The sequence below is a fragment of the Pedobacter sp. genome (genome assembly GCF_031119335.1).
GTDB lineage: Bacteria > Bacteroidota > Bacteroidia > Sphingobacteriales > Sphingobacteriaceae > Pedobacter.
This window is the reverse complement of record NZ_JAVHXT010000017.1, coordinates 1-22,593: the sequence shown is the minus strand read 5'-3', so window position 1 is coordinate 22,593 and position 22,593 is coordinate 1. Positions and strand designations below refer to the sequence as shown.

The window sequence follows — 22,593 nt, the reverse complement described above, 5'->3', positions numbered from 1 at the left end:
AATCAACGTTATGAACAATCTTTATCATTTTAAGCAAAATTATAAAAGCATATCAATTTTATTTTTGTTGTTGATTATTGCACTTGGTAAATCGCAGGTTTTTGCACAAACAACTGTAACGCCAACAGTAAATATAACCATAAATATTTCGCCGCCATACTCGCCATTTTACTCAGATTATAGTGCTCAAAATGCCAATAAGGTATTGCTCATTATCCAAAATTTAAGTGCCACGCAAAAGAATATAAAGTTAACAGGAGAGTTGCAGGGCGATAATGGCATTAGGATTTCTACCAAATCTAACTATGTACCCTTACAGCCCATAGTGTTAGGCCCTAATGAAACTAAACAACTAAATGGCTTAGCCTTAAAAGATATTTTTGATTTAAACACGCTTAATGTTTACGGTGTAGATAAAGTGAAAATAGTACAGACTTCTCGTTTACCAGAAGGCAATTACAGTTTTTGCATCAAAGCTGTTGATATGGCCAACAATCAGGTTTTATCTGCAGCGGCGCCAATGGGCTGTTCTTCCATCAACATTTTTTATCCAGATGCGCCAGTGCTTATCAATCCCACGGCTAATGCTACCATTCCGGCAATTGCGGGCCAGTCTTTTGTTTGGGTAAATTATTTGCCTTTAGCTGGTATTAACTACGAATTTCAGGTGGCGGAGATGCCCAGTGATGTTAGAACAGACCCAAATCAGGCTTTAAATGCCACCTCTAGGCTGTTGATTCAACGTACAGTAGTAAATAGCACAACAACCATATTATCACCATCAGATCCTCCTTTAAAAATAGGCAAACGTTATGCCTGGAGGGTAATCGCATCAGACCCAACTGGCAAAATCGTATTTAAAAATAAAGGCATCAGCACTGCTGCAGAATTTAGATACGGCGAAGAACTGCCATCTTTTTTTACCATAAATACCCCTGCAACAGCAAGAAGAATTACAAATCTTAACGACCTGGTATTTGATTGGAATTTTATCGAAAATGTCAAAGATATAGGCTTTTTTGATGGAATAGCCAGAAGGCAGCCTGCTTATAGCAGCAGTAAATACGAACTGCATGTAGTTAGGGTTAAAACTCTCGAAGAAAAAAAGGCAGATAGTCTTTCGCAGGCTAATGCACGTAAATCATCAGCAATAAGAACCTTAAATGTGGCTCCGGTTGCAGTTAAAGATCTAGGTGTTATCGTGCCAACCAATAACACCACAATATCCTATAAAACAGCGCAGCAATTAAAAGATTATTTAAAAGATGCCAACAGTTATGAGTGGTATTTAAAGCATGTGGCTAGCGGGACTGTTTCAGAAACACGCCAATTTGCCGTAAAATATGAAAAGGCTATTGTTAACTACACCATAACAATAGCCGGCGACCTAAAATATAATTTTGGTAAAAACTACGCATCAAAAAAGGATAAGCAAAAGGCAAATCCAAATGCGGTGCTTAGCGAAGAAGAAAAAGGTTATGCTTTGGCCAATAAGAATATTCAGGTATTAAAAGTAACCTTGCTTGCTCCAAAATATAAGGTAAACAGAAAAGTTACCAAAATAGTAAACGGTCAGCAGGTTTCCAATTTCGAAATGCAGGATAGCATTGCCTTGGTAAGCGATTTGATGCTTTATCCTTACGGTACCCCAAAATTATCTGCTTCGGCAGTGATAGCAAATGCTACCACAAACGCATTAGGTAATTTTAAAATAGAAGTGCCCATAGAAAAAGCCAAATTTAAGGTGTTAGATTCTAACGCAGTGGTGTTAAACGGTACAAAGCCCTATGCCCTGGTAGAGGGTTTGGTAGTTAGGGTAAACGATAGCCGTTTCTCAGACCCGAATTGGTTTATCGTACCAGATGCAAACAAACCACTATTAGACTTAGCAGAACAAACTGTAGAAATATACGGCTACAACGCCAATGTAAAATTAGCTTCGAGCAGCCAGAGAGATTTTAAAGGGAAATTGTACGTATTGCGCAACAGCAATAATTTACTTAAAGGAGAGGTGGCTAATATGGTAGGTATAACCAAGGAAATCCCAACCTATACCACCATGACTAATGCAAAAGGTAAAAAGATAATAACCGGTAGCAGTTTAGCTACTTATACCGTTGTTGGCGTAAATAATATTGATGCCAAGGCCACTGGCGAACTCAATTCTGCCTTTACAAACTTGGCCGTTGCCGGCGATAAGGTTAATGATGGTTATACAGTTTACTTTGAGCCTGCAGACGAACAAGATGGTTTGTTTTTTAACCCCAGATACGTGAGCAATGGGCAGGGGAAAGGCAACACCTTTACCGCAACCAATTTTGCCAACCGCAACCTTAGTCAAGAGGTGTCATTTGCCCCACAGTTTATCTCCATGAAAATTTCTGGCAGGTATGTTTACCATTGGAAAGATGCTGATGGTAAAACCAACAATAAACTGCCCTTGCCAGAGGGAACAAGTTTAACCTTGGTTAAAGGCAACATGGTTGGTAAAGACTTTTTTAAAGATGGAACTGTTTTAAAAGACGATAGGATAATTGGTAGCACTACAGTTAAAAAGAACGGAGAATACAGTTTTGATATTGGTTTAACCGATTACAACGATTTTAACAAAGCCGGCGCTCATTTGGTGATATTGGTATCTGATACCTATTATTATTCGCAGCCTTACACCATAACCTACAACCAAAATGAAAATATAAAACTGCCAGAGTTGACCGCAACAGTTAGGCAGTACAATTATATTTCTAAAGTTGGTTACATGGAAGCACCTCTCAACCTGGTGCGCAAAGACAATATCAATGTTTATTTGTGCAGAAAGATAAGCGAAGAAAAGGCAAACGCTGCCAGATATGTGGAAAGGCCGGTAAATATTGGAAATCCGGACCGCAATTACTTCAAAAAAACGATAGAAAGTAATGGCGAACAGTACGAAATTATAGATATGACAACCTCTTCGGGCGAAGGTGGAAAGGTTGGGGAATTTATGTTTAAAAGGTTGGTGGTATCCAAAGACGCTGGGGAGAAGTATTACATTATCGCAGAGTCTATAAGCACCAGTCAAGATAATTATGTAACCAAAGAGGCTTGGGATTTAACTTCAACCGATAACATGGATGGCATTAAGTCAGGAGGCTCGTTGGGTGGTGTATTTACCGACGACCAAAAGATTGGAAAGTTAGATTTTAATATCGAATATGCGCACATTCCTTTAACACCGTTAGAGCCTTATGTAGATGGCGCTGTTTATCCATCTAGCAATGCCAGTACCAGTGTACTATCTGGTGTTTTTGTAGAAATGTTTGACATGACAGGCTTGGAAGGCACCGCAAACAACCAACAAATTGCAGATTTTTTAAAAAACAAAAAACCAGTAGACGACGATATTACCCAAACCAACGGCCGCTTTTTATTCGAAAAAGTAAATGCCAAAGCCAATGGTTGGAAACTGTTGCGCTTAACCAAAAAAGGCTTTTTGATTACCTATGTGAAGTTAAACTCGGGTAAACCTTTTGTTAAAGGTCAGCGGGGTAACTTGCAGAAGGTTTTTATGGATTTGCCAGCAAATTTAGCCGTTTATGTAGTAAATAAAGCAGGTAAAAGAGTAGATGCGAGAGTTATAGTAGGCGATGATTTTAGCTGGGGCGATTATAACTCGCTTTATGTTACGGGTGCATTGGTGCAATCGCCAACAAATAGTGTCCGTTTTACCATTATTCCTAACGATAGGGTTAATTATAAAACTACAACCCAATATCAAACCATACAGAAACCGCTAGACGAAAAATCTTTGCAAAATATCACCTTAACGGTAGGCTATAACGAGCATGTATTAAATGTACTTTGTAAAATAAAGGGCACTAACAAATATCTGGCAAGCAAAGTTACTGTGCTAAATACTACTAATTTTACGCAAAGGCAATTGACTTTAGGCAATCCATATACCGAAGTAACTATACCTGCGGCAGGTACACAGTTCGAGTTAAAGGTAGTGCCAGATGATGTAAACTATACCATTGCCAAAACTCAGGTAATTTCAGATGGCACCTCGCCAGTAAGCATCACAGTAGAAGTAGAACCTGCAGCTACCTTAACCATAAAGGTAACCGAAGAGTACAATAAGTTTGTACAAAATGGCCTTTTCGGCACGTTTGAAAAAGCAAAGCAAAAATCCTCTTATTTCAGCTATTTTATAGATGGAATGGACGAAGATGAATACGAATTGGTAAACCCTTATGGTAGCGGAATATTTGCTACTGCAACATTGGCTTCAACAGATACCAGAACATTAAGAAGACTGCCACTTAGTAAGTATATCTACGTTGGCGCAACTAAAGAAGGCTATATAGGCGATAGTAAATTATGCTATTCGTACGGAGCTAAAACAATGGCGGTAACACTAGATTTAAAATTATCAGACCTAGACATAAAGGCCGTACATGGTTTCCCGGTAGAGCTAACCGCTGCAGTTAAACAGAGCAATGGCCAGTACTTAATTTCGGGCAGGTTAAACCCAAGTGCAGGCAATAATATCAACCTAAAGGTAAAATCAACAACGGGTAAACTAGAGTTTTACAAGGTACTGATTGATGTAATTAAAATTAGCGGAAGAGGAACCTTGGCTGTTCCGGCTAACGGAATGACCTTTGTACAAAACAGTATCGATGCCAGGTTATTCGATAAATATGACGTGAAGATAACCAGTAAAGGGGGGCTTTCTTTAAAGCAGGAAAGAGAATTGGGCAGTATTTTGGGTAAAGTAGCTGTAGATTTGGTATCGTTTTCAAAAGGAGTAAGTACTTCTAGTTCCGATGATTTGGGCGATAAAAATTACCTCTACCTTAACAAAGAAAGCGCTAATTATGCCTTAATCACATCTTTGCCTGCGGATAAGACAACACCTTATTTTAGTACTTTTTCAACTGCAACTTCAGATATGCTGGCCGGCAATTACATGGTATCTACCCAGGCAAAATCAAAACCAATATTTTATGGCGCAGACGATATAGCCATTACACCGCAGGGAAAGGTAACATTAAGTAGTGCCGGAATGGAATTTACAGGTGCAATTACCCCAAATTTAGAGGCTGTAGCCCTTGTAAATCCGGCAATAGCAAAGTATAAATTAAGTAGTAGTGATTTCAGCTCATCAGAAGAAATACCTTTTAACATTAAACTGCGTGATTGGGAATTAAAAGTTAATACCTGGAAATATGGTGCTAAAGGTTTGTTTGTTGCTGGCGATTTATTTACAAATGGATTGACCGTACCTTTCGATAAACTGCAGATTTTTAATAACAAAATAGGTTTCGGCAACTTTAACGTAACCAGTTTAAAAATATTGGGTGCTTTTCCCATCACCATTAACGGTAGCAAGGCTTTGGTAAGTTTTGGCTACGATAGAGGATATGCTAAAGAAAAAGGAGCATGGTCTTTATCGGTTTTAGCCAAACCTACAAACGACCAGCAAACCTATTTAGCAGGCCTAAAAGGATTGGATGATTTGCTGCCTACGGATGTTATCCAGATTAAAAACATCAATCTTTATGATACGGGTAATGATGCCGATACGAGGTTAATTCTTGATGAAAACCAACCAGCGGTTACTTTAAACACTATCTCTAAATTTAAACCGGGAAGTATCTGGGGCGACGCATCTTCTATAACCATAAGAGGCGATTTAAACATGGAAATACCTGGCTTTACAGGTTTAGATGCCGTGGTTTACGATTTGATTTACCGCAATGAAAATGGCGTTTTGAAACACAAACACGAAAAAACCTTTAAAAATGTAGGCTTAGATACCAAAGGGATGCTAGTTAAATTCTCAGACAAGCCAGAAGACCAGAAATTTAATGGTGGCGAGTTGTTTTTGAGAGGCGTATTAATGGATAAAGACCCAAGTGCCAGTTACCAGATTGCTGTAGATCTTACAAAGACTAAAGACGAAACCAAATTGGCAATCCCTCAAAAAATTAATGGGAATATACCTCGGGTTTACTTGAGTTATAATACAAATTATCTCAACCACGCTCAGAGCTACAATGCCAAGGTTGCCAACACATCGGAGAGCTATCTGAATGGTGCCAATGGTTTTACTACAGTTACAAATAACCAATGGAATTACTTTACATTCCAAGGCGATTTAACTGGAGCTTCTGGCGTTAATCCATCGCCAATGAGTTTTACCATTAAAGGAGATGTAGTTGCCAATTCGGCTAATGTTGGCGTACAGAATATGGATGCTGGTGGCGTAAAAGGTTTAAGTATTGTATACGATTTTAAAGAAAAAGCACTCATAGGTTCGGGGCATGTAAACCAGGTTACCAGCTTTGCCACTATGGATTTAGACCTGGAAATGAAACTGGGCAGCAGCAATTGGTACATGTTTGCAAATGGCACAGCCGATATACCGCATAGTCCGTTTACAAAAGTTGGGGTAGGTTTTATGGTAGGTAATTCTAACATCACGCCATCTCAAAAAGCTTCATTTTATAAACATTTTGATGGTAGAGACTTGCCAGATAAAGCAGAAGAAACCTTTGGTTCTATAAAAGGGATATTATTTATTTTATCGGCAGAAATGCCGATACCTAAATTACCGCAATTTGATTTGCCTTTAGATCCGGTAGCTAAAATAGAACTGAAACATGGTTTGTATGCTACGGCCTATTTCAAAGCAGATTTTCCGAGCGATCCTGAAAAAATAAGTTTTACCATTGGTGGCAGGGTGGGTGCTTTTGTAAAATTAAGTGCTGCCGCCAGTATTGGTTTAGCCTGCGCAGGTGTTAGCCTAGGGGCAGATATGAATTTCACCTTAGTAGGCAAAGTAGAACCTTTTGCACCTTCATTTTATGCCAGTGCAGCAGTAGCACTAACCTTAAAGGGCGAAGCTTATGTAGGTGCCGGAATATGCAATTCCAGTTGCCAAACCCCATGTTGGGATGCTGGTTTGTTCGAAGTTTGTAGCCCTATTCCATGCGTAAGGGTAGGTTTAAACAAGCAGGTGAAAGTATCCTTTGGCGCTAACATAAAAAATGCATCTTTTGGCTTTGAAGAATTTAAAGTAGATTTCTTTTAAAAATGAGCTGTTCAACTAACAATATCGATATGATGAGTTTGAAAAAAATATTTTCGGTTTTACTTTTATTGGCCTACTTACAAGTAAGTGCACAAAAAGAAGCACCAGCAGCATTTAATGGTTATAAGGCCAATTACATCTATAACATATTTAAACCGGCTTCGGCAGCACACCCCGATGGCCAAGTGGTTGGATTTAGGTTAGATAGAAAAGCAACACAAGAAACTGCTTGGCAAACCCTGTATAAATTTAGCACACCTGCAACTTTCGAAGAACTGCAAAATAACTACCAAAAAGCTTTAAACAATGTTTTTGAGTTTAATGCGGTTACAGCCTATACCGCTGCAGAAGTTTGGCCAATTTTTAAAAAGAAGTTCAATTTCGATTCGCTGGGCGTACATCTAACGCAACAACACTTGGCCAGTGCCTTTAACATTTTATTGGTTGATAGCACAGCCAGAAAGGACGTGGTTTATCAATATCGGGTAATTCAAATTAAAGCAGATGGAACAGAAAATGGAAAATATACTTCGTTACCAGTTTCCAGTAATGATAAGTTCATCGCCAATAGGCCTAAAAAATCTGGGCGCAAAATTAGCGGCGATATATTTAGAATGGAATGGCGTGCTAAATTAAACGGCGAGCTGCCAGAAGTACTGTTAATTAACAGAAGCGAGGGGTTGAACATGCCTTTTAAAAGGTTGCTTAATTCCTACAGCATTGAGCAAAAAGGAGATACTGTTATTTATACATTAGAAGATGGAAATGTAACTAAAGAAACACTTTATCAATACACCATTACGCCCGTAAACAGATTTGGAGGTGGTGCAAATGCAGTTTCTGATACTTTGCAAATGGTCTTGGTAGATGAGAAAATGCTAATCCCTAAAATTTTTACCGCAACTGCCGATACCATTAACAATGCGATGGCATTAAATTGGTCGTTCATTAAGCCAGATTTTGTGAGCGTGGTAAATATTTTTCGCTCTACCGAGTATGAAGATGGTTATAAATTGATAAAATCTACCACAGGTTATAGTTATGTAGACAGAGATATAGTAGCCGGGCAAAAGTATTATTACTACTTAACGGTTAACGATAAAATGGGCCGTACCACCGAAAGAAGCGTTAAAATTTACGGTCTTTCACAAAAAAATACTAAATCACAAAAGCCAACCCATGTTTCGGTGTCAAAATCTAAAGAAGGAAATGTAATCTCATGGATGGATAACGCGACCGATAGTCGTGGATTTTACGTGTACAGAACAAACGAAGTGGCTGGTGCATTAAAACCTATTACCGAAATGATTTATGTAAACCCAAACGCCAAAAATAGCTACAGCTATATCGATACCGCAAGTAATTTGCAGGGCAAAATAGGTTACGCCATTCTTGCAGAAAACTTAAGTAACGTTAGAAGTAATTTTTCTGCTATCGAATATGTTGAAAACATCATTAAAACTACCTCTCAACCTACGCTAATAGACATTAACAAAGTAAATGATGGTGTTTTTGTTTTTTGGAGAGATGAAACTGCTGCAATGGTAGCAAGTGGCTACAATATTTACCGAAAAGTAGGTAAGGAGACTTATGTAAAGGTAAATAAAACTGCGGTTTTGCCTATTAAAACTTCTTATAAAGATGTGTTTCCTATCAACGATATGGCAGTTAGCTATAAAATTACAAGTGTCAATTCGTCTGGTGAAGAAAGCAATTTTAGTAATGAGCTGTCTATTAACCAATTTGAAATGGTTTATCCGCCGGTAAGTGTTAAATCGTTTTACAGTGCCGATTTAAAAAGTGTAATATTGCAATGGCAGGCACCGCAAAGCAGCGTAGCCAACTATGAAGTTTATAGGTATGTGCGTGGTGCCGAGCCAGTTAAAATTGCCACTTTGGAGGCAAAAGAATTAAGCTATACAGATACTGGTTTCGATAAAACGAAGAATAACTATTACTTTATTAAAACAGTTGGGCTAAACGGAAATGTTTCATTACCATCATCAGAAACTTTTAAAGTGGTGGTTGACAAGTAAAGAAATCGAAACTTAAATTTTGTTGCTTTATTCGTCATTGCGAGGCACGAAGCAATCTTAAAGCTATAGAAATCGCTTTTCCGAAGTTTATGAGTAGTGTAATAAGCTACTAATTGTATAATTTGATTAATCCACTAGTTTAAAAGGGATTTCGATATAAAACTTTGTTACTGTAGGTTTTCCTCCACTCGTACCCGGATTCCATAATCTACTTTTTCTTAACACCTCTATTAATGCCGTAGAGCAATCGTAGTCAATGTCTTTAATGATTTGGAAATTCTCTAATCGTCCAGTTTTAGTAATATTGAATTCTACTCCAACAATACCCTCTATATTGGCGTCTATTGCTTTTTTGGGATATATTAAATTATCTTGAATGTATTTATAAAATTTCTCTATCCCGCCAGGATAAGTTGCTGGAAATTTGTTATTAACAAATCCAGGTGGGTAGTATATATATTCTAAAGGAACCGGATTTTTCTCTTGTGTCCTTTTAGCTTCTATCTTAATATTGTTGTCGTATGTGGATAGTTGGTTTGCAGAGTTTACTAATCTATAGATGATAAATCGACTTTGATTATTGAATAAAATATCTGAAAGTGTGTCGCAATGAAAAAAAATATTCGATTTGAAAGTAAAACCTTTTAGTTCGAAAAATCCATTTGAATTAGTCTTTACTCCAATGTGACCTGTCGAAACTTCTACGTCAGCAAATGGCCTATTGTTTTCGTCGACAACATAACCCCTGATATTAATTGTATCTGTTAAAACTTCATTACTATCTAACTTAGATTGGGCAAAAACTGTAGTAGATAATGCTGTTATATATAAAATACTAAATAATATTTCTGTCATATAGTAAAGATGCCAAAATAAATTCCACAACTAGCCCAACAACTCCTTCGCATTTTGCAAAGCAGAAGCACCCGGATTTTTACCGCTCAACATTTCTGCAATGGCGCCAACACGTTCGTCTGCATTTAGTTTTTTAATACCAGTAGTGGTTTTATCTGCTTTCTCATCTTTGTACACAAAGTAATGCGAATTGCCTTTAGCAGCAATTTGTGGTAAATGCGTAATCGCCATAATCTGCATATCTGCAGCCAAGGCATCAATTACTTCGCCCACACGCAAAGCTGTTTCACCAGATATACCAGTGTCAATTTCATCGAAAATTAACGTAGGCAAAGCTGTGTGTTTGGCTAACAAAGCTTTCACTGCCAACATCAACCTAGAAAGTTCGCCACCAGAAGCAACTTTGCCAACTGGTGCCGCCTGCTGACCAGCATTTGCCGTAAATAACAACTGTACTTCGTTAATACCATTGCTGTTAAGCTGAGGTTGTTCTACCAAATTGAAGCTCAAAGCTGCGTTTGGCATATTCATTTGCTTCAAAGCTTTACCAACTTCCTTCTCTGCAATGGTAATTGCTTTTCTTCTATTGCTATCTAATTCCTTCGCTTGCTTAAATAGTTGCATATTTAGTGCATCAATTTCTTTTTGTAGTTTTTCCAAATGCTCGTCGCTATTTGCAATGGCATTTAAGTTATCAGAAAGCTGATTTTGTATCACTAAAAGTTCAGTATTGCTACCCACACGATGTTTCTGTTGCAAGCTGTAAAATAAATCCAAGCGCTCTTGAATAGTTTCCAATCGCTGTGCATTATGTTCTGTACTTTCTTCAACGCTGCTAATCTCACTCGATACATCCTTCAATTCAATCAATACAGACTTCAATCTTTCATTAAGTCCAGCAATTGCGGTGTCAAATTTTTCAACCGAATTTAACTGCGAACTTGCTTCCTTTACCAGATTGATGGCTGCGGTTTCATTGTCGCTAATTAAATTGGCACTTGCCAATAAAGAACGTTTAATGCTCTCGGCATGCGTTAGTTTCTCTAATTCTTGCTCTAAATCCTCCTGTTCGCCCTCTTTTAAAGCAGCCAGTTCTAGTTCGTTAAACAAAAACTGCTCGTAATCTTGCTTATTTTTAGCCTCATCCGTTTGCTGCTTTAAAGTTGCCAATTGCTGTTCGGCAAGTTTTAACTGCTTGTATTCTTGCTTATATTTTTTTAGCAGTGGCTGATGATTTGCCAAAGCGTCTAAAATCAGCAGTTGAAAATCAGCATTGCTAATTTCTTGGGTGGCGTGTTGAGAATGGATAGCAATTAAGTTTTCGCCAATCAGTTTTAACGTACCCAAGTTTACGGGTGTATCGTTAATAAAAGCTCTCGATTTTCCGTCTATTGCAATTTCCCTACGTAATAATGTTTCTGCCTGAAAATCTAAATCATTGCTTTCAAACAAAGGTTTTAATTGTTCGTCCGCTAGTAAAAAACTTCCTTCAATTACACATTTTTTATCTTGGTTAAAAAAGTATTTGCTTTCTGCCCGCTGACCTAAAATCAACGATAATGCACCTAAAATGATAGATTTACCAGCACCAGTTTCGCCAGTAATGATATTCAAGCCTTTATTGAAATCAATCTCTAGAGTATCTATTAAAGCGTAATTACGTATCGAAAGTTTTTGTAGCATATCTACCGCTAAATTAAGCTAAAAGAATAAAATAAGAACTATTGTTTTTAGCAAAATAGTTTATCATGTAAACGAATGTTGGCGGGGATGCCAACATTGAGCACTGCTTACGTTGGCATCCCCGCCAACGTATAAAAATAGAACTGCATTAAGCATAGAAAAGCAGCAAGTTTTTTATCAAATTCCTGTTAGTATATCGTCACTTGCTAATGGTTTTAATTTATAAATGTGTTTTGGTTTTCGAAATACTTAAATGAACTAAGGTGTCTTAGGTGGTATAATTTTAAACATTTCTAATTTTTTGAACCATTAAGGAATTAAGGCTCATTAAGGTTTTTCTTAACTAATCTTCACTTCCTAATATTTAAAAACCAATCATCCAAATCGTACAAATAATCTTTCTTCAAAACTTTAATGTTTAAAAATCAATCACTTCTGATGATTACAATTTTTTGTTACGAAACCCGTGCAACGTTCTAAAAAGTTTAGCGTCTGTTGGAGTAGCGGTGCAGCAATGCTTCGCACACCAAACAAAATTTTATAATGAGCAGATACTTTCTATTTTTTTCAATTGCGATGCTTTGCATCTTTAATGCAACTAGCTTAAAAGCACAAGACAAATCCTTTCAAGTAAAAGGTATTATTATCGATAGCCTTACCCAAAAACCAGGAGAATATTTCACCATAGCTTTGAAAAAAGACTCTGCTGTTTTAAAAACGGTCATTTCAAACGAACAAGGGAAATTTTCATTCACGGCAGTTAAAGCTGGACAATACCAATTAATTATTGGTTCGTTAGGTTACAAATCGAAACAAATTCCATTAGCTATTACAAACGAGGTAGATTTAGGTAAAATACTGATGAAACCTCAGGGCAACGACTTAAACGAAGTTTCTATTGTGGCTAGTAAACCCATCATTAAGCAAGAGCCAGATAGAATTGTTTACGATACACAGGCCGACCCCGAAAGTAAAGTATTGTCTGTATTAGATATGATGCGTAAAGTGCCATTATTATCGGTTGATGCAGATGATAACTTAAAACTGAAAGGAACTGGAAACTACCGCATTCTTATTAACGGCAAACCATCGGGTGTTTTAACCAGAGATCCGAAAGAATTTTTAAGAAGTATGCCCGCCAACGGTGTGCAAAAAATTGAAGTAATTACAACACCACCATCTAAATACGAAAGCGAAGGCTTATCGGGTATCATTAATATCATTACCTCAAAAAAAGTAGGAAATGGTTATAACGGAAATTTGAATTTACGTCATCAAACACCGGGTGGTCCGGGAGCAAATGCCAATGTAACCTTTAAACAAGGCGATTTTGGTGCAAATTTATACGGCGGAACAGGCGTTTGGAACGTAAAAGGGATTAGGAATACTGATATTAGAAACAGCCGTAACACCGCAATCGAATCGAGCTTATTTTCTGTTGGCTACCAAAATATCAACAACTTCTGGGCCTGGGGCGGTGGTGAGTTGAGCTACGAAATCGATTCTTTAAATTTAATCACAGCCGAGATTAACCCATACGGTGGTTACAATGATCAAAATTTAAATCAGCATTTCGATATTAAAGACGGCTCAAATTTATCTAACTACGATATGAACAGTGGTACACGATACGAGTGGCGAGGTACAGATTATACGCTTAATTTTCAGCGTGGCTTTAAAGATAAAAAAGAGCATTTGCTAACTTTCTCTTATAAGTTTTTCGACAATACGGAACCTCAGCTTAATGATGTTCGCTTTTCAAATGCGTTAAATAATTACCAACAAGATAATATCAGTAAATCTAAAGAACAAACTGCACAATTAGATTATATCAATCCATTTAATAAAATAACAGTAGAAGCAGGTGTTAAAGCAATTTTACGAAGTGGCGAAAGTAACTTTCAATTTTTAAATTTCGACGCTGCACAAAATAACTATATCATAGATCCTTTACAAAGTAACGTTTACACTAATGATCAAAACATCTACGGTGTTTACAATACCTACACTTTGAAAATGAAAGATTGGACCTTCAAAGCTGGCGCACGTTTAGAAGCAACTTATGTAACTGGTTTGTTCGAAACCACTAATTCATCAGTTAAAACAGACTACTTTAATTTAATCCCATCGGTGTCGTTTAACAGAACTTTTAAGAATAGCCAAAGCATGAGTTTAGGATTTACGCAACGTATCCAACGTCCGGGTATTTGGGATTTAAATCCTTTTGTAGATAAATCTAGACCTAATTTCGAATATTTTGGTAACCCAGATCTAGAAGCCGTTTTAAGCAACAATTTCGAATTAACGTACAGCAATTTCAAAAAAGGATCACTAAATGTGAGCTTAACCTATAATTTTGCTGACAACACCCAACAACGTGTTTTCCAGTTTATCGAGGCAGAAAATCTTACAAGAGTAACATCGCTGAATATTGGTAAAGACAAATTATTGGGAACAAATATCAACTTTAATTACCCAATCACTAACAAATGGAACCTCAATTTGAGTGGAAATTTAAACTACTTGTGGCTAGAGGGAATGATTAACGGTCAGCTTGCAAAAAATAGTGGTGTTACCGGATATGCCAATTTCAATACTAGCTATAAATTCGAAAACGCTTGGAAAGTAACCATTTCGGGTAACTATGGTGCGCCAAATGTGATGTTGCAAGGTAAGTCTAACGATTATTATTTTCTAGGTTTTAGCGGTAGCAAAGATCTCATTAAAGACAAATTAACCTTGTCGGGTTCGGTGTCTAATCCTTTTCAAAAGTTTAGGGCTTTTAGAAATTACACCGAGGGACCAAACTTCACACAAGAACGTATTCGCGAGAATTACTTCCGTAGAATTTTCTTCAGTTTAAACTGGAAATTCGGGAAATTGGAAGGCTCTATTAAGAAGAACGAGCGCAGTATCAATAACGACGATACCAAGAAATCTAGCAATTAATTGTTTTGTTTTAATACCAAAGCCGGACTGTCAATCAAAGTTCGGCTTTTTTATTTTTTGAAGCACAAGGCCACTGCTACTATCAATGTCAGTCCGGCTTTTTGCTCCAATTCCCGATAAAATCGGGATATTTCCGCTTCAATCCGGGCTATTTAACACCCACCAATTCTAATCACCAAATGCTAGGCGCAAAAGGTAATAATCGTATATATCAACGAACCATAATTGTTCTAAACAACAAACCTTTTTGTGCTTTGCGTCTTGGTGGTAAATAAACTTTCAAACTTTTTTCTCAGAACCAGTAACTAGCGTTGCGAAACAAATGTGTGTTGGCGGGGACGCCAACAAAAGCCATTCTCACTTTGGTGTACCCATCAACGTGTACTCAATAATAACGGTTTAAATTTCTAATTTACAGGTGTATATCTGTTGTGTATTTAGCCACAGCACTTGTTCCGATTTTCGGAATGCAAAGATTTTTTTGGTTTTGAATCAAATTGAAGTGAAATATTGTCGCTCAATAAAGGGTTTTAATTAAAAAGTTCAGTTTTTGTATGTTTTAAATCTGTATTTCATTTGTATATCTGTGGCTAAACCTCACAAATGCACAAGAGGTAGGTATATATTTTTACGACGCAGCTTTAGAAACATCGTTAAACTTTGTGCTCTTAGTGTCTTTGTGGTTAAAAAACACCAATAAAAAAGGGCAAGAGTAAATTCTCTCGCCCTTAGCTATCATTTGTGTGGTTTATTAATTTACTACAGTTACATCGGTTAAAGCTTTAACAACTGGTTCTGCACAAACTTCAACTTTAGCTTTAGGAGAAGTTACAAATACTTTCTTGATAGTTTCAATAGCGGTAAGTGGAAGATTTGCAATTTGCATCGGCATAGAACTATCGTAGATTAAGAAAGCCTTTTCGCTAGAAATTCCTTTTTTCTTTTTCAGTTCTTCTACGTCCTTTTCATATTGTTCACGTAGCTTTTTGTACTCTGGAGACTTTTGCAATTCCTCCATTTCCTTCATTTTTTTCTTCCACTCAGGCGAGTTGAATTTTTCATTTAATTCTTTGCTCTTAAATTCGATATCTTTCATTTTCGCTTTCCACTCAGGCGAGTTAAACTTTTTCTCTAACTCTTTACCATTAAGCTCAATTTTAGCCATTTTTTCTTTCCATTCTGGTGAGTTGAATTTCTTTTCGAGTTCTTTGCCGTTAAATTCTATTTTAGCCATTTTATCTTTCCACTCTGGCGAATTGAACATTTTCTCCATTTCCTTCGCATTCAATTCTATCTTCAACATCTTATCATTCCAATCTTTCGAATCGAACATCTTTGAAAGCTCTAAACCATTAATCTTTAATTTATTTAGCTGCTCGTTCCATTCGGGCGAGTTAATGGTTTTTTCCAAGTCTGTTAATTTGATTTTCAAACTGTCTGGCAATTCATCAATAGAATTGTAAACGGTTCTCTTTCCGTCTTTGCTTTTGATGATAATTTCTCTTTTAACTTTCTTTTTAACGGTGTCGGTATCTGCCGGCAAACAAAACAATTCGTTGTTACTAGTTGCCGAATTAATAATGGTCGAAACTGTAGTAACTTTCTTTTTGGTAGTTTTTTCCTCTTTTTTGGTGGGATTGATCCAAGCTAACGATACCACCGTAGCTAACGTTAAGCAAAGCGCTAATATCTTTTGCTTCGCATTCATGTAATTGGTTTTCATATCGGTAATTCTTTTAATACGTTGATACAAATGTTGATTTTTACCTGTAGCCGCCAAACTAAGCGCAGGTTGTGTTTTGTCTTTAATGAGCTCTAATTTTAACAAGGCATGGGCGTAGGTGATAGGTGCTTCCGTAAACTTTACTACTAAGTCGTCGCAAGCATGTTCTCTTTCAATATGGATAAATCTAGAAGTTAGCCATACAAATGGATTGAAGAACAACACCGTTTCTATACCTGTTTTAATTAGGTTTAAAATGTAATCGTTTCTACGAATGTGAGAAAGTTCGTGGATTAGAATTGCCTCCACTTGTTTAATATCTAATTGTGCTACCAGCGCTACAGGGAAAAGAACCACTGGTTTTAAAAAGCCAACCGCCAAAGGCACATTCACTCTTTCCGACAAATAGAATTTAACTTTCTTAGCAATACCAAGTTTCAACAATGTTTTTTCCGCAACGGCTAACCATTCTGCAGGTATGGCAGCAATTTGCGTTTGTTTCAGTTGTTTAAGTTTAATGTAGCTCGAAACCAACACAACAATCTGGAAGCTAATTCCTATAGCATATAGCGCAACAATAAAAGGAAAATAGCTTTCTGTTTTAAAGCTCCAACTTTCTGTAAAGCCGTATAGCTGTGCTAAAGCAGCACCACTTAAATCTGTAGATGTTTGATTAGCAGCCACAGTTGTAGGCATATTAAACAACGAAGCAAATGTTAAGCAAAAGCTTATAAAAGTTAGAATTAATGAACCCATAGCTAAGTTGTGCTTTAACCTTGCGCTAAATTTAGATTTCACCTGTAGGGCGATAAATAAAATCGCAAAAATGATTGCACCTTGCCATAACGAATGTAAAATGCTCCATCCAATAGCTTTAATAAGGTTGTTGATAATGGCTTCCATGATTATTTGTTTTCAAGTTTGTCTAGATATTCTTTAATTAAATCTATCTCCTCCTTGCTTGCACTTTTGTTGCCTAAAGCCTGCATCACTAATCTCGCCGCCGATCCATTAAACACATTGTCAATCATTTTTTTGACCAAATGTTGTTGAGTGGTTTCTTTATTGATCAATGCTCGGTAAACATGGGTTTTAGCACTAGTATCTCTATCAACCAGTCCTTTTTCATGCATAATCTGCATTAATTTCAGGGTAGTAGTATAACCTGATTCTTTTTTGTTTAAAGCTTCGTGAACTTCCCTTACTGTACAATTGCCCTTTTCCCAAAGCACTTGCAGTATTTCCATTTCTCCTTCTGTAGGTTTGACGTTATTATTGCTCATTTGTTGCATACGAATTTTTTCGTACTCAAATGTACGAACATATTCGTATAATCAAAATGATTTAACAAAAAATTAACAAATTTGGATTTCGGTACAACTTTATAGCTGTTAAGCATTAACAATTAGGAGTGTTCGAAACAAGTTTATCGAAAGTTCGAAGAGCTTGCTCCGATAAAATCGGAGACTGATATTTTTATAGAAATAAGAGTTGAGATAATTATAAACCACGAAGTGGTGACATTATTTTTATTCCAAATTCACATTAAGTTAAGGTTTCGAACACTCCTAATTAAAAATCATGTAGATACCCAATGATCAATAGGTTTAAAAGCCGCGGCGCCTACAAGGGTATGGGAGCTACGAAATTAAGCTCCCGCGGAGCTATTGCGAATTATAGAAACATGGTGTGTTGAGAATTGATGTATTACACTAAAGTAATAAGTAAGATTAAGACCCAACCCGTTAATAAACTAATTCCTTTTTTTCAATCCTTCGTATTTCTGTGTATTCGGTGCATCAATCTCTACCAAAAGGTTGTAAGCTTTTAGTTTGTCTTGTGGGTCTGCCAATGACAGCACATTGGTAATTTCATCAGCCTTTGCTGAAAAATACACGTTTGGAAATATTGAACCTAATTTCTGTTTATCAAACTGCTTTAAATCTGATAATGAAGACATGATACTTTTTGTGCCGCCGATGCTATTAGCTTGTAATTTGTCTAAACCATTTAAGTGATACTCATAAATAAATGTCCTCAAACCTTTAAATGAATTATTGAGCAAATTTTCGTTTAGCCAGTATCTATTTCTTAAACCATCTACCGGTCTCCAGCCCTTGCCGCCTCCAGTTTGTGCCAAATTAATCAAATTTAATGCCTTCTGATAATAGGACGTGCCGCCTAGTTTTCCGAAACTATCTTTATCTAATCCGATAATGGTATAGGCATAGAAACCTAATAAAGAACTCAAATTGGTAATGAAATTTTGATCTGAAAAATCTAGTGCTTGTCCTTCGTTAAAACTGAATGCGAAATCCTTATCGCTCATATTTAGTAAAGTGGTAGAGTACGAACTTCCAAACACAGGCCTGCTCGATTGGATTTGCGCTTCTGCGGTGTAACCGGCATTACCATCCCAAGCGGTTATGTTAATTACCAAATTACAATCTATTTTTTCTTGGGGTAAATAAGTTTCGTCAGTCCACTTATTGTTGTTCATGAAATCTCTAATGGTATTCTGTAGCACATCCAAGTTTCTACGATTGGCATTGTTAACTGTAGGAGCCAATACTTGAACACGTGTATTTAATTCCTGGGCATAAGCCGCCATAAAGCTTGTCAAAAATAAGAGCAACAGAACAGTGGTTTTCTTCATTAGGTTTTTCAATTATAGGTATTAACTTCTATTCAGGAGTTTTAGTATTTCGTTCGCAATGTCTTTGGCTACGGCCATTTTCGATTTAGTTTCAAAAATGGTTTTATCCAATGCTTTGTTAAAGATAGTGATTTTGTTAGTCTCGGTTTTAAAACCGGCACCTTTATCATTCAAAGAATTAAGTACTATGAGATCTAAATTCTTCTTTTTAAGCTTTTCTTTAGCATAGTTCTCTTCATCGGTAGTTTCTAAAGCAAAGCCAACTAACAATTGTGCATCAGTTTTTTGTTGGCCTAATGTGGCTAAAATATCTGTTGTCTTCTTCAGTTCAATACTAAATTGATCCTCTTTTTTCTTAATTTTTTGCTGAGCAACATCGATAGGAGTGTAGTCGGCAACAGCAGCGCTCATCACAGTAATCTCACTACTGCTAAAACTGGCAAGGCAAGCATCTAACATTTCTTTGGCACTTACCACATCAATTCGGGTAACACCGGTAGGAGTGGTTAAAGCACTTGGACCAGAAATTAAAGTTACTTCTGCACCAAGGTTGTACAGTTCTTCAGCAATAGCAAAGCCCATCTTGCCAGAAGAGTGGTTTCCTATAAAGCGAACCGGATCTATGGCTTCGTAGGTTGGTCCGGCGGTAACCAATACTTTTTTTTCCAACAGCGGAAGGTCTTTCTTAATATGGTTCTCCAGAAAAGCAATGATTTCTTCTGGTTCGGCCATCCTGCCTTCGCCATGTAATCCGCTAGCTAGTTCGCCACTTCCTGGTGCTATCATCACGTTGCCAAAACTTTGCAGTCTCGCTACATTATCTTGAGTACTTTCATGCTTCCACATATCCAAATCCATTGCTGGAGCAAAAAGCACCATACATTTTGCAGAAAGGTAAGCGGCTGTTAGTAAATTATCACAAAGGCCATTGGCCATTTTCCCAAGAGTATTGGCACTTGCCGGAGCTATAACCATGTAATCTGCCCACAAACCCAATTCAACGTGATTACTCCATACGCCAGTTTCTTCTTCAAAATACTGGGTGTACACAGGGTTTTTAGAAAGCGTAGCTAAAGTAAGCGGCGTAATAAAGTTGCTGGCATCAGCAGTGAGGATTACCTTAACATTGGCTCCAGCTTTAACTAATAACCTAATCAGCAAAGCCGATTTATATGCAGCGATACTGCCGCAAACACCTAAAAGAATATTTTTATTGTTCAGCATCTAAAAGCAAACTTAGATAAATTCCTTCTATGCGCAATAGAAAATTACGTTGCATATCAAAAGAAATTGTCAATCTCTCCTTGACCGATGAGCAAATTTTTATAGGAAATATAAAAGAGAACCAAACCCCATAAACAATTTAAGCCACAGGCACACAAATTTCAAAATCTGTGCAGCTGTGGCTATCATATGTTGTTTACACGTAAACGCTTTAACGCATTACGCCAAACTAATTATTTTTGCTCTTTGCTTGGGTTTCTGTGATAAACTTTGTCGTTTAAGAACTCATCCATTGCAATTAAGCTAGGCTTAGGCAAACGCTCGTAATGCTTGCTAATCTCAATTTGTTCTCTGTTTTCGAAAACTTCTTCCAAGTTATCGTTAGATGAAGCAAACTCGGCTAATTTACCATGAAGTTCCTCTTTCATGTTGTTAGAGATCTGATTAGCTCTTTTAGCAATAATCACTAACGACTCATAAATGTTATCAGTAGATCTATCCAAATCATGAACATTTCTAGTAACCGTAGTATTTGGGATCGCTGGTTTTGGAGTACTCATTTTATTTTTGTGTTTTATTATCTAAATTCTTGTTAGTAGTAGTATCTTTTTGTTTACCGCCCTTCTTATCAGCCTCTTCAAGCGCCTTATATTTTGCAATCATAGCCGCTTCTTCTGCCATTATTCTTTTAGCGTTTACAATTCCCGCATCACTATCTGCTTTCAATTGTTTTGCCTCCTTGGCAAATTTACTATTCGGGTAGGCTTCTATAAACTCATTATAATATTCAATAGCTTCATTAAAACGATCCTCTTGTCTCAAAGGATAACTATTTTTAGCATACATAAACTGCGCTTTCACTATTAGTAAGTTCATTTCCTCTGCATATTTAATATCCGGAAATTCAACTTGTGCATTCTTCAAAGCTACCACTGCAGACTTATAATTGCTAATATCATAGCCACCTAAAGTGTAGTAAAGTTTGGCGTTGTCAAATGCTTTAGTCTCTAATTTATCCCTCAAGTTCGCAATATATTGCGCTGCTTGCGTAGCTCTATCACTTTTCGGGTAAAGGTTAATAAACAATTGAAGCGCATCTATTGCCTTATATGTATTCTCTTGGTCTAAAGAAGATTTTGGCGAATCCAGATAATAGCAATAAGCACCCATATATCTACACTCTTCAGCATTTTTACTCGCAGGGTAGGTATCAGCAAACTCCTTAAACTTGTAACGAGCCGTGGTATAATCCTTCAAACGATATAAGGTATAAGCATAGTAGTAGTTCAAATCTTCCGCTTCAGCTGTGCCTCTATATTTCTGAACCAAGCCTTCAAACAAGATCAACGCCCTATTATAATCCTTCTTATTATATAATCTAATCCCTTCTTGGTATTTTTTGGCAACGTCATTACTTAAACGCAACTTTTCGAAACGACTTTTGCACGCACCAAAGCTCAAAAGTGCAATGGCGAAACAAGAAATAATAAGGTGTTTAATTTTAAACATTTTGCAAAGATAAGGTAATAATACGATAACGTCAATTAAATAATAAAGGCTAAGCTACTTAAAGCCAGCAAAGCTGTAAAAAACTTAACAAATTTTAACAATATATATAACTAGAAAATATGCTATCCTGCTACTATCCACTGTTGGCCCTTCTGTCCATTACAAGTCCTCGGTTTCGCTGCGCTACACCTGTGGGCTTTTCATTGCCATCAGGTTTAGTTAACAAAAGGCATTGCTTTCGGCACATTCAAAAAACTTACAACATGTATATATAATATATGTAGGTGAACGAGCCGTATGTAATCATTAGCCTGCCAAATCTTGTCGCCTTTTGCGTAGCTCTTCTTTTATTTGCATTTATTTAGCCCGTCTGGTTTAGTGATCGCTGAAATAGCGAACACTTAAATCTTAAAAACCGAAACTGAGGACTTTGTATCGAGATATAGCACAGGCAAACCATGATAGCATGATGCTCTAAAGTGCTCGTTCTTTCAAAAAATAATACAGAAAGCTATTTCGGTCTGGAGCCTTGGTTTTCAAAACGTGGTTTAAGTCGTCCTTCGGAAGACTTAAAACCAGAGAGGGGTAGACCATTCTATATATAATACATAGTTATTCCAACTTTCATGCACCTTATCTCTTAAAAGTATAATGTCATTAGGCTAAGGCTCCAATTTCTAAAGCGTCCTATAATGTCGAGGTTGCGTATATTTATTCTAGGAGTTTTCTCGCTACGCTCCTAGAGACTCCGGTCTGGCATCTTTGGGAACTTAGCGATCTCTTTTTCCTTTTACGATGTGCTATATATAGATATTTAGTGTTCCGAGAATATTTCGATTATATTGTAGCTACCAAGCCAAAACGCGTAATATTTAATCCA

Annotated in this window: 11 protein-coding genes; 3 read left to right on the top strand and 8 right to left on the bottom strand. The window is 36.9% G+C overall.

What is annotated here, in order from left to right:
* The first annotated feature begins 10 nt into the window (after positions 1-10).
* Positions 11-7,078: a hypothetical protein gene (locus REI64_RS15735; RefSeq protein WP_308851095.1), complete on the top strand. Its 7,068-nt coding sequence runs from the start codon at positions 11-13 to the stop codon at positions 7,076-7,078.
* A 29-nt stretch (positions 7,079-7,107) separates the two neighbouring features.
* Entirely contained in the window at positions 7,108-9,114 is a 2,007-nt protein-coding gene (locus REI64_RS15730) for a hypothetical protein (protein ID WP_308851094.1), read from the top strand.
* A 126-nt stretch (positions 9,115-9,240) separates the two neighbouring features.
* Here the strand turns inward: REI64_RS15730 and REI64_RS15725 are convergent, their stop codons facing one another.
* Together REI64_RS15725 and recN are read right to left on the bottom strand one after the other, a co-directional pair.
* Complete coding sequence (locus tag REI64_RS15725) at positions 9,241-9,969, bottom strand: energy transducer TonB (RefSeq protein WP_308851093.1); 729 nt, start codon at positions 9,967-9,969, stop codon at positions 9,241-9,243.
* A 30-nt stretch (positions 9,970-9,999) separates the two neighbouring features.
* Entirely contained in the window at positions 10,000-11,652 is a 1,653-nt protein-coding gene (recN, locus tag REI64_RS15720; protein ID WP_308851092.1) for a DNA repair protein RecN, read from the bottom strand.
* 543 nt (positions 11,653-12,195) lie between these two features.
* Here recN and REI64_RS15715 point away from each other — a divergent pair.
* Positions 12,196-14,601, top strand: coding sequence for an outer membrane beta-barrel protein (locus REI64_RS15715; protein WP_308851091.1), 2,406 nt, complete (start codon positions 12,196-12,198; stop codon positions 14,599-14,601).
* A gap of 751 nt (positions 14,602-15,352) precedes the next feature.
* Here REI64_RS15715 and REI64_RS15710 read toward each other — a convergent pair.
* From REI64_RS15710 to REI64_RS15685, 6 genes are all read right to left on the bottom strand, one after another.
* Positions 15,353-17,227 carry a M56 family metallopeptidase gene (locus tag REI64_RS15710; RefSeq protein WP_308851090.1) on the bottom strand — a complete coding sequence of 625 codons (1,875 nt, stop codon included), beginning with the start codon at positions 17,225-17,227 and terminating at the stop codon, positions 15,353-15,355.
* A 2-nt stretch (positions 17,228-17,229) separates the two neighbouring features.
* The gene (locus REI64_RS15705) at positions 17,230-17,607 is read right to left on the bottom strand and encodes a BlaI/MecI/CopY family transcriptional regulator (protein ID WP_308851089.1); all 378 of its coding nucleotides are present in this window, start codon (positions 17,605-17,607) and stop codon (positions 17,230-17,232) included.
* A gap of 470 nt (positions 17,608-18,077) precedes the next feature.
* Positions 18,078-18,980 carry a DUF4835 family protein gene (locus REI64_RS15700; RefSeq protein ID WP_308851088.1) on the bottom strand — a complete coding sequence of 301 codons (903 nt, stop codon included), beginning with the start codon at positions 18,978-18,980 and terminating at the stop codon, positions 18,078-18,080.
* Between the two features lie 21 nt (positions 18,981-19,001).
* The gene (gene coaBC, locus REI64_RS15695; RefSeq protein ID WP_308851087.1) at positions 19,002-20,204 is read right to left on the bottom strand and encodes a bifunctional phosphopantothenoylcysteine decarboxylase/phosphopantothenate--cysteine ligase CoaBC; all 1,203 of its coding nucleotides are present in this window, start codon (positions 20,202-20,204) and stop codon (positions 19,002-19,004) included.
* Between the two features lie 233 nt (positions 20,205-20,437).
* Positions 20,438-20,764 carry a DNA-directed RNA polymerase subunit omega gene (locus REI64_RS15690; protein ID WP_308851086.1) on the bottom strand — a complete coding sequence of 109 codons (327 nt, stop codon included), beginning with the start codon at positions 20,762-20,764 and terminating at the stop codon, positions 20,438-20,440.
* 1 nt (position 20,765) lies between these two features.
* Positions 20,766-21,713, bottom strand: a complete 948-nt coding sequence (locus tag REI64_RS15685; protein WP_308851085.1) for an outer membrane protein assembly factor BamD — start codon at positions 21,711-21,713, stop codon at positions 20,766-20,768.
* Positions 21,714-22,593: the final 880 nt, after the last annotated feature.

Bases quoted from the DNA above. Each gene is read 5' to 3' on its own strand.
- recN (WP_308851092.1), bottom strand. From the start codon at position 11,652: ATGCTACAAAAACTTTCGATACGTAATTACGCTTTAATAGATACTCTA.
- REI64_RS15725 (WP_308851093.1), bottom strand. From the start codon at position 9,969: ATGACAGAAATATTATTTAGTATTTTATATATAACAGCATTATCTACT.
- REI64_RS15705 (WP_308851089.1), bottom strand. From the start codon at position 17,607: ATGAGCAATAATAACGTCAAACCTACAGAAGGAGAAATGGAAATACTG.
- REI64_RS15730 (WP_308851094.1), top strand. From the start codon at position 7,108: ATGATGAGTTTGAAAAAAATATTTTCGGTTTTACTTTTATTGGCCTAC.
- coaBC (WP_308851087.1), bottom strand. From the start codon at position 20,204: ATGCTGAACAATAAAAATATTCTTTTAGGTGTTTGCGGCAGTATCGCT.
- REI64_RS15710 (WP_308851090.1), bottom strand. From the start codon at position 17,227: ATGGAAGCCATTATCAACAACCTTATTAAAGCTATTGGATGGAGCATT.
- REI64_RS15685 (WP_308851085.1), bottom strand. From the start codon at position 21,713: ATGTTTAAAATTAAACACCTTATTATTTCTTGTTTCGCCATTGCACTT.
- REI64_RS15735 (WP_308851095.1), top strand. From the start codon at position 11: ATGAACAATCTTTATCATTTTAAGCAAAATTATAAAAGCATATCAATT.
- REI64_RS15690 (WP_308851086.1), bottom strand. From the start codon at position 20,764: ATGAGTACTCCAAAACCAGCGATCCCAAATACTACGGTTACTAGAAAT.
- REI64_RS15715 (WP_308851091.1), top strand. From the start codon at position 12,196: ATGAGCAGATACTTTCTATTTTTTTCAATTGCGATGCTTTGCATCTTT.
- REI64_RS15700 (WP_308851088.1), bottom strand. From the start codon at position 18,980: ATGAAGAAAACCACTGTTCTGTTGCTCTTATTTTTGACAAGCTTTATG.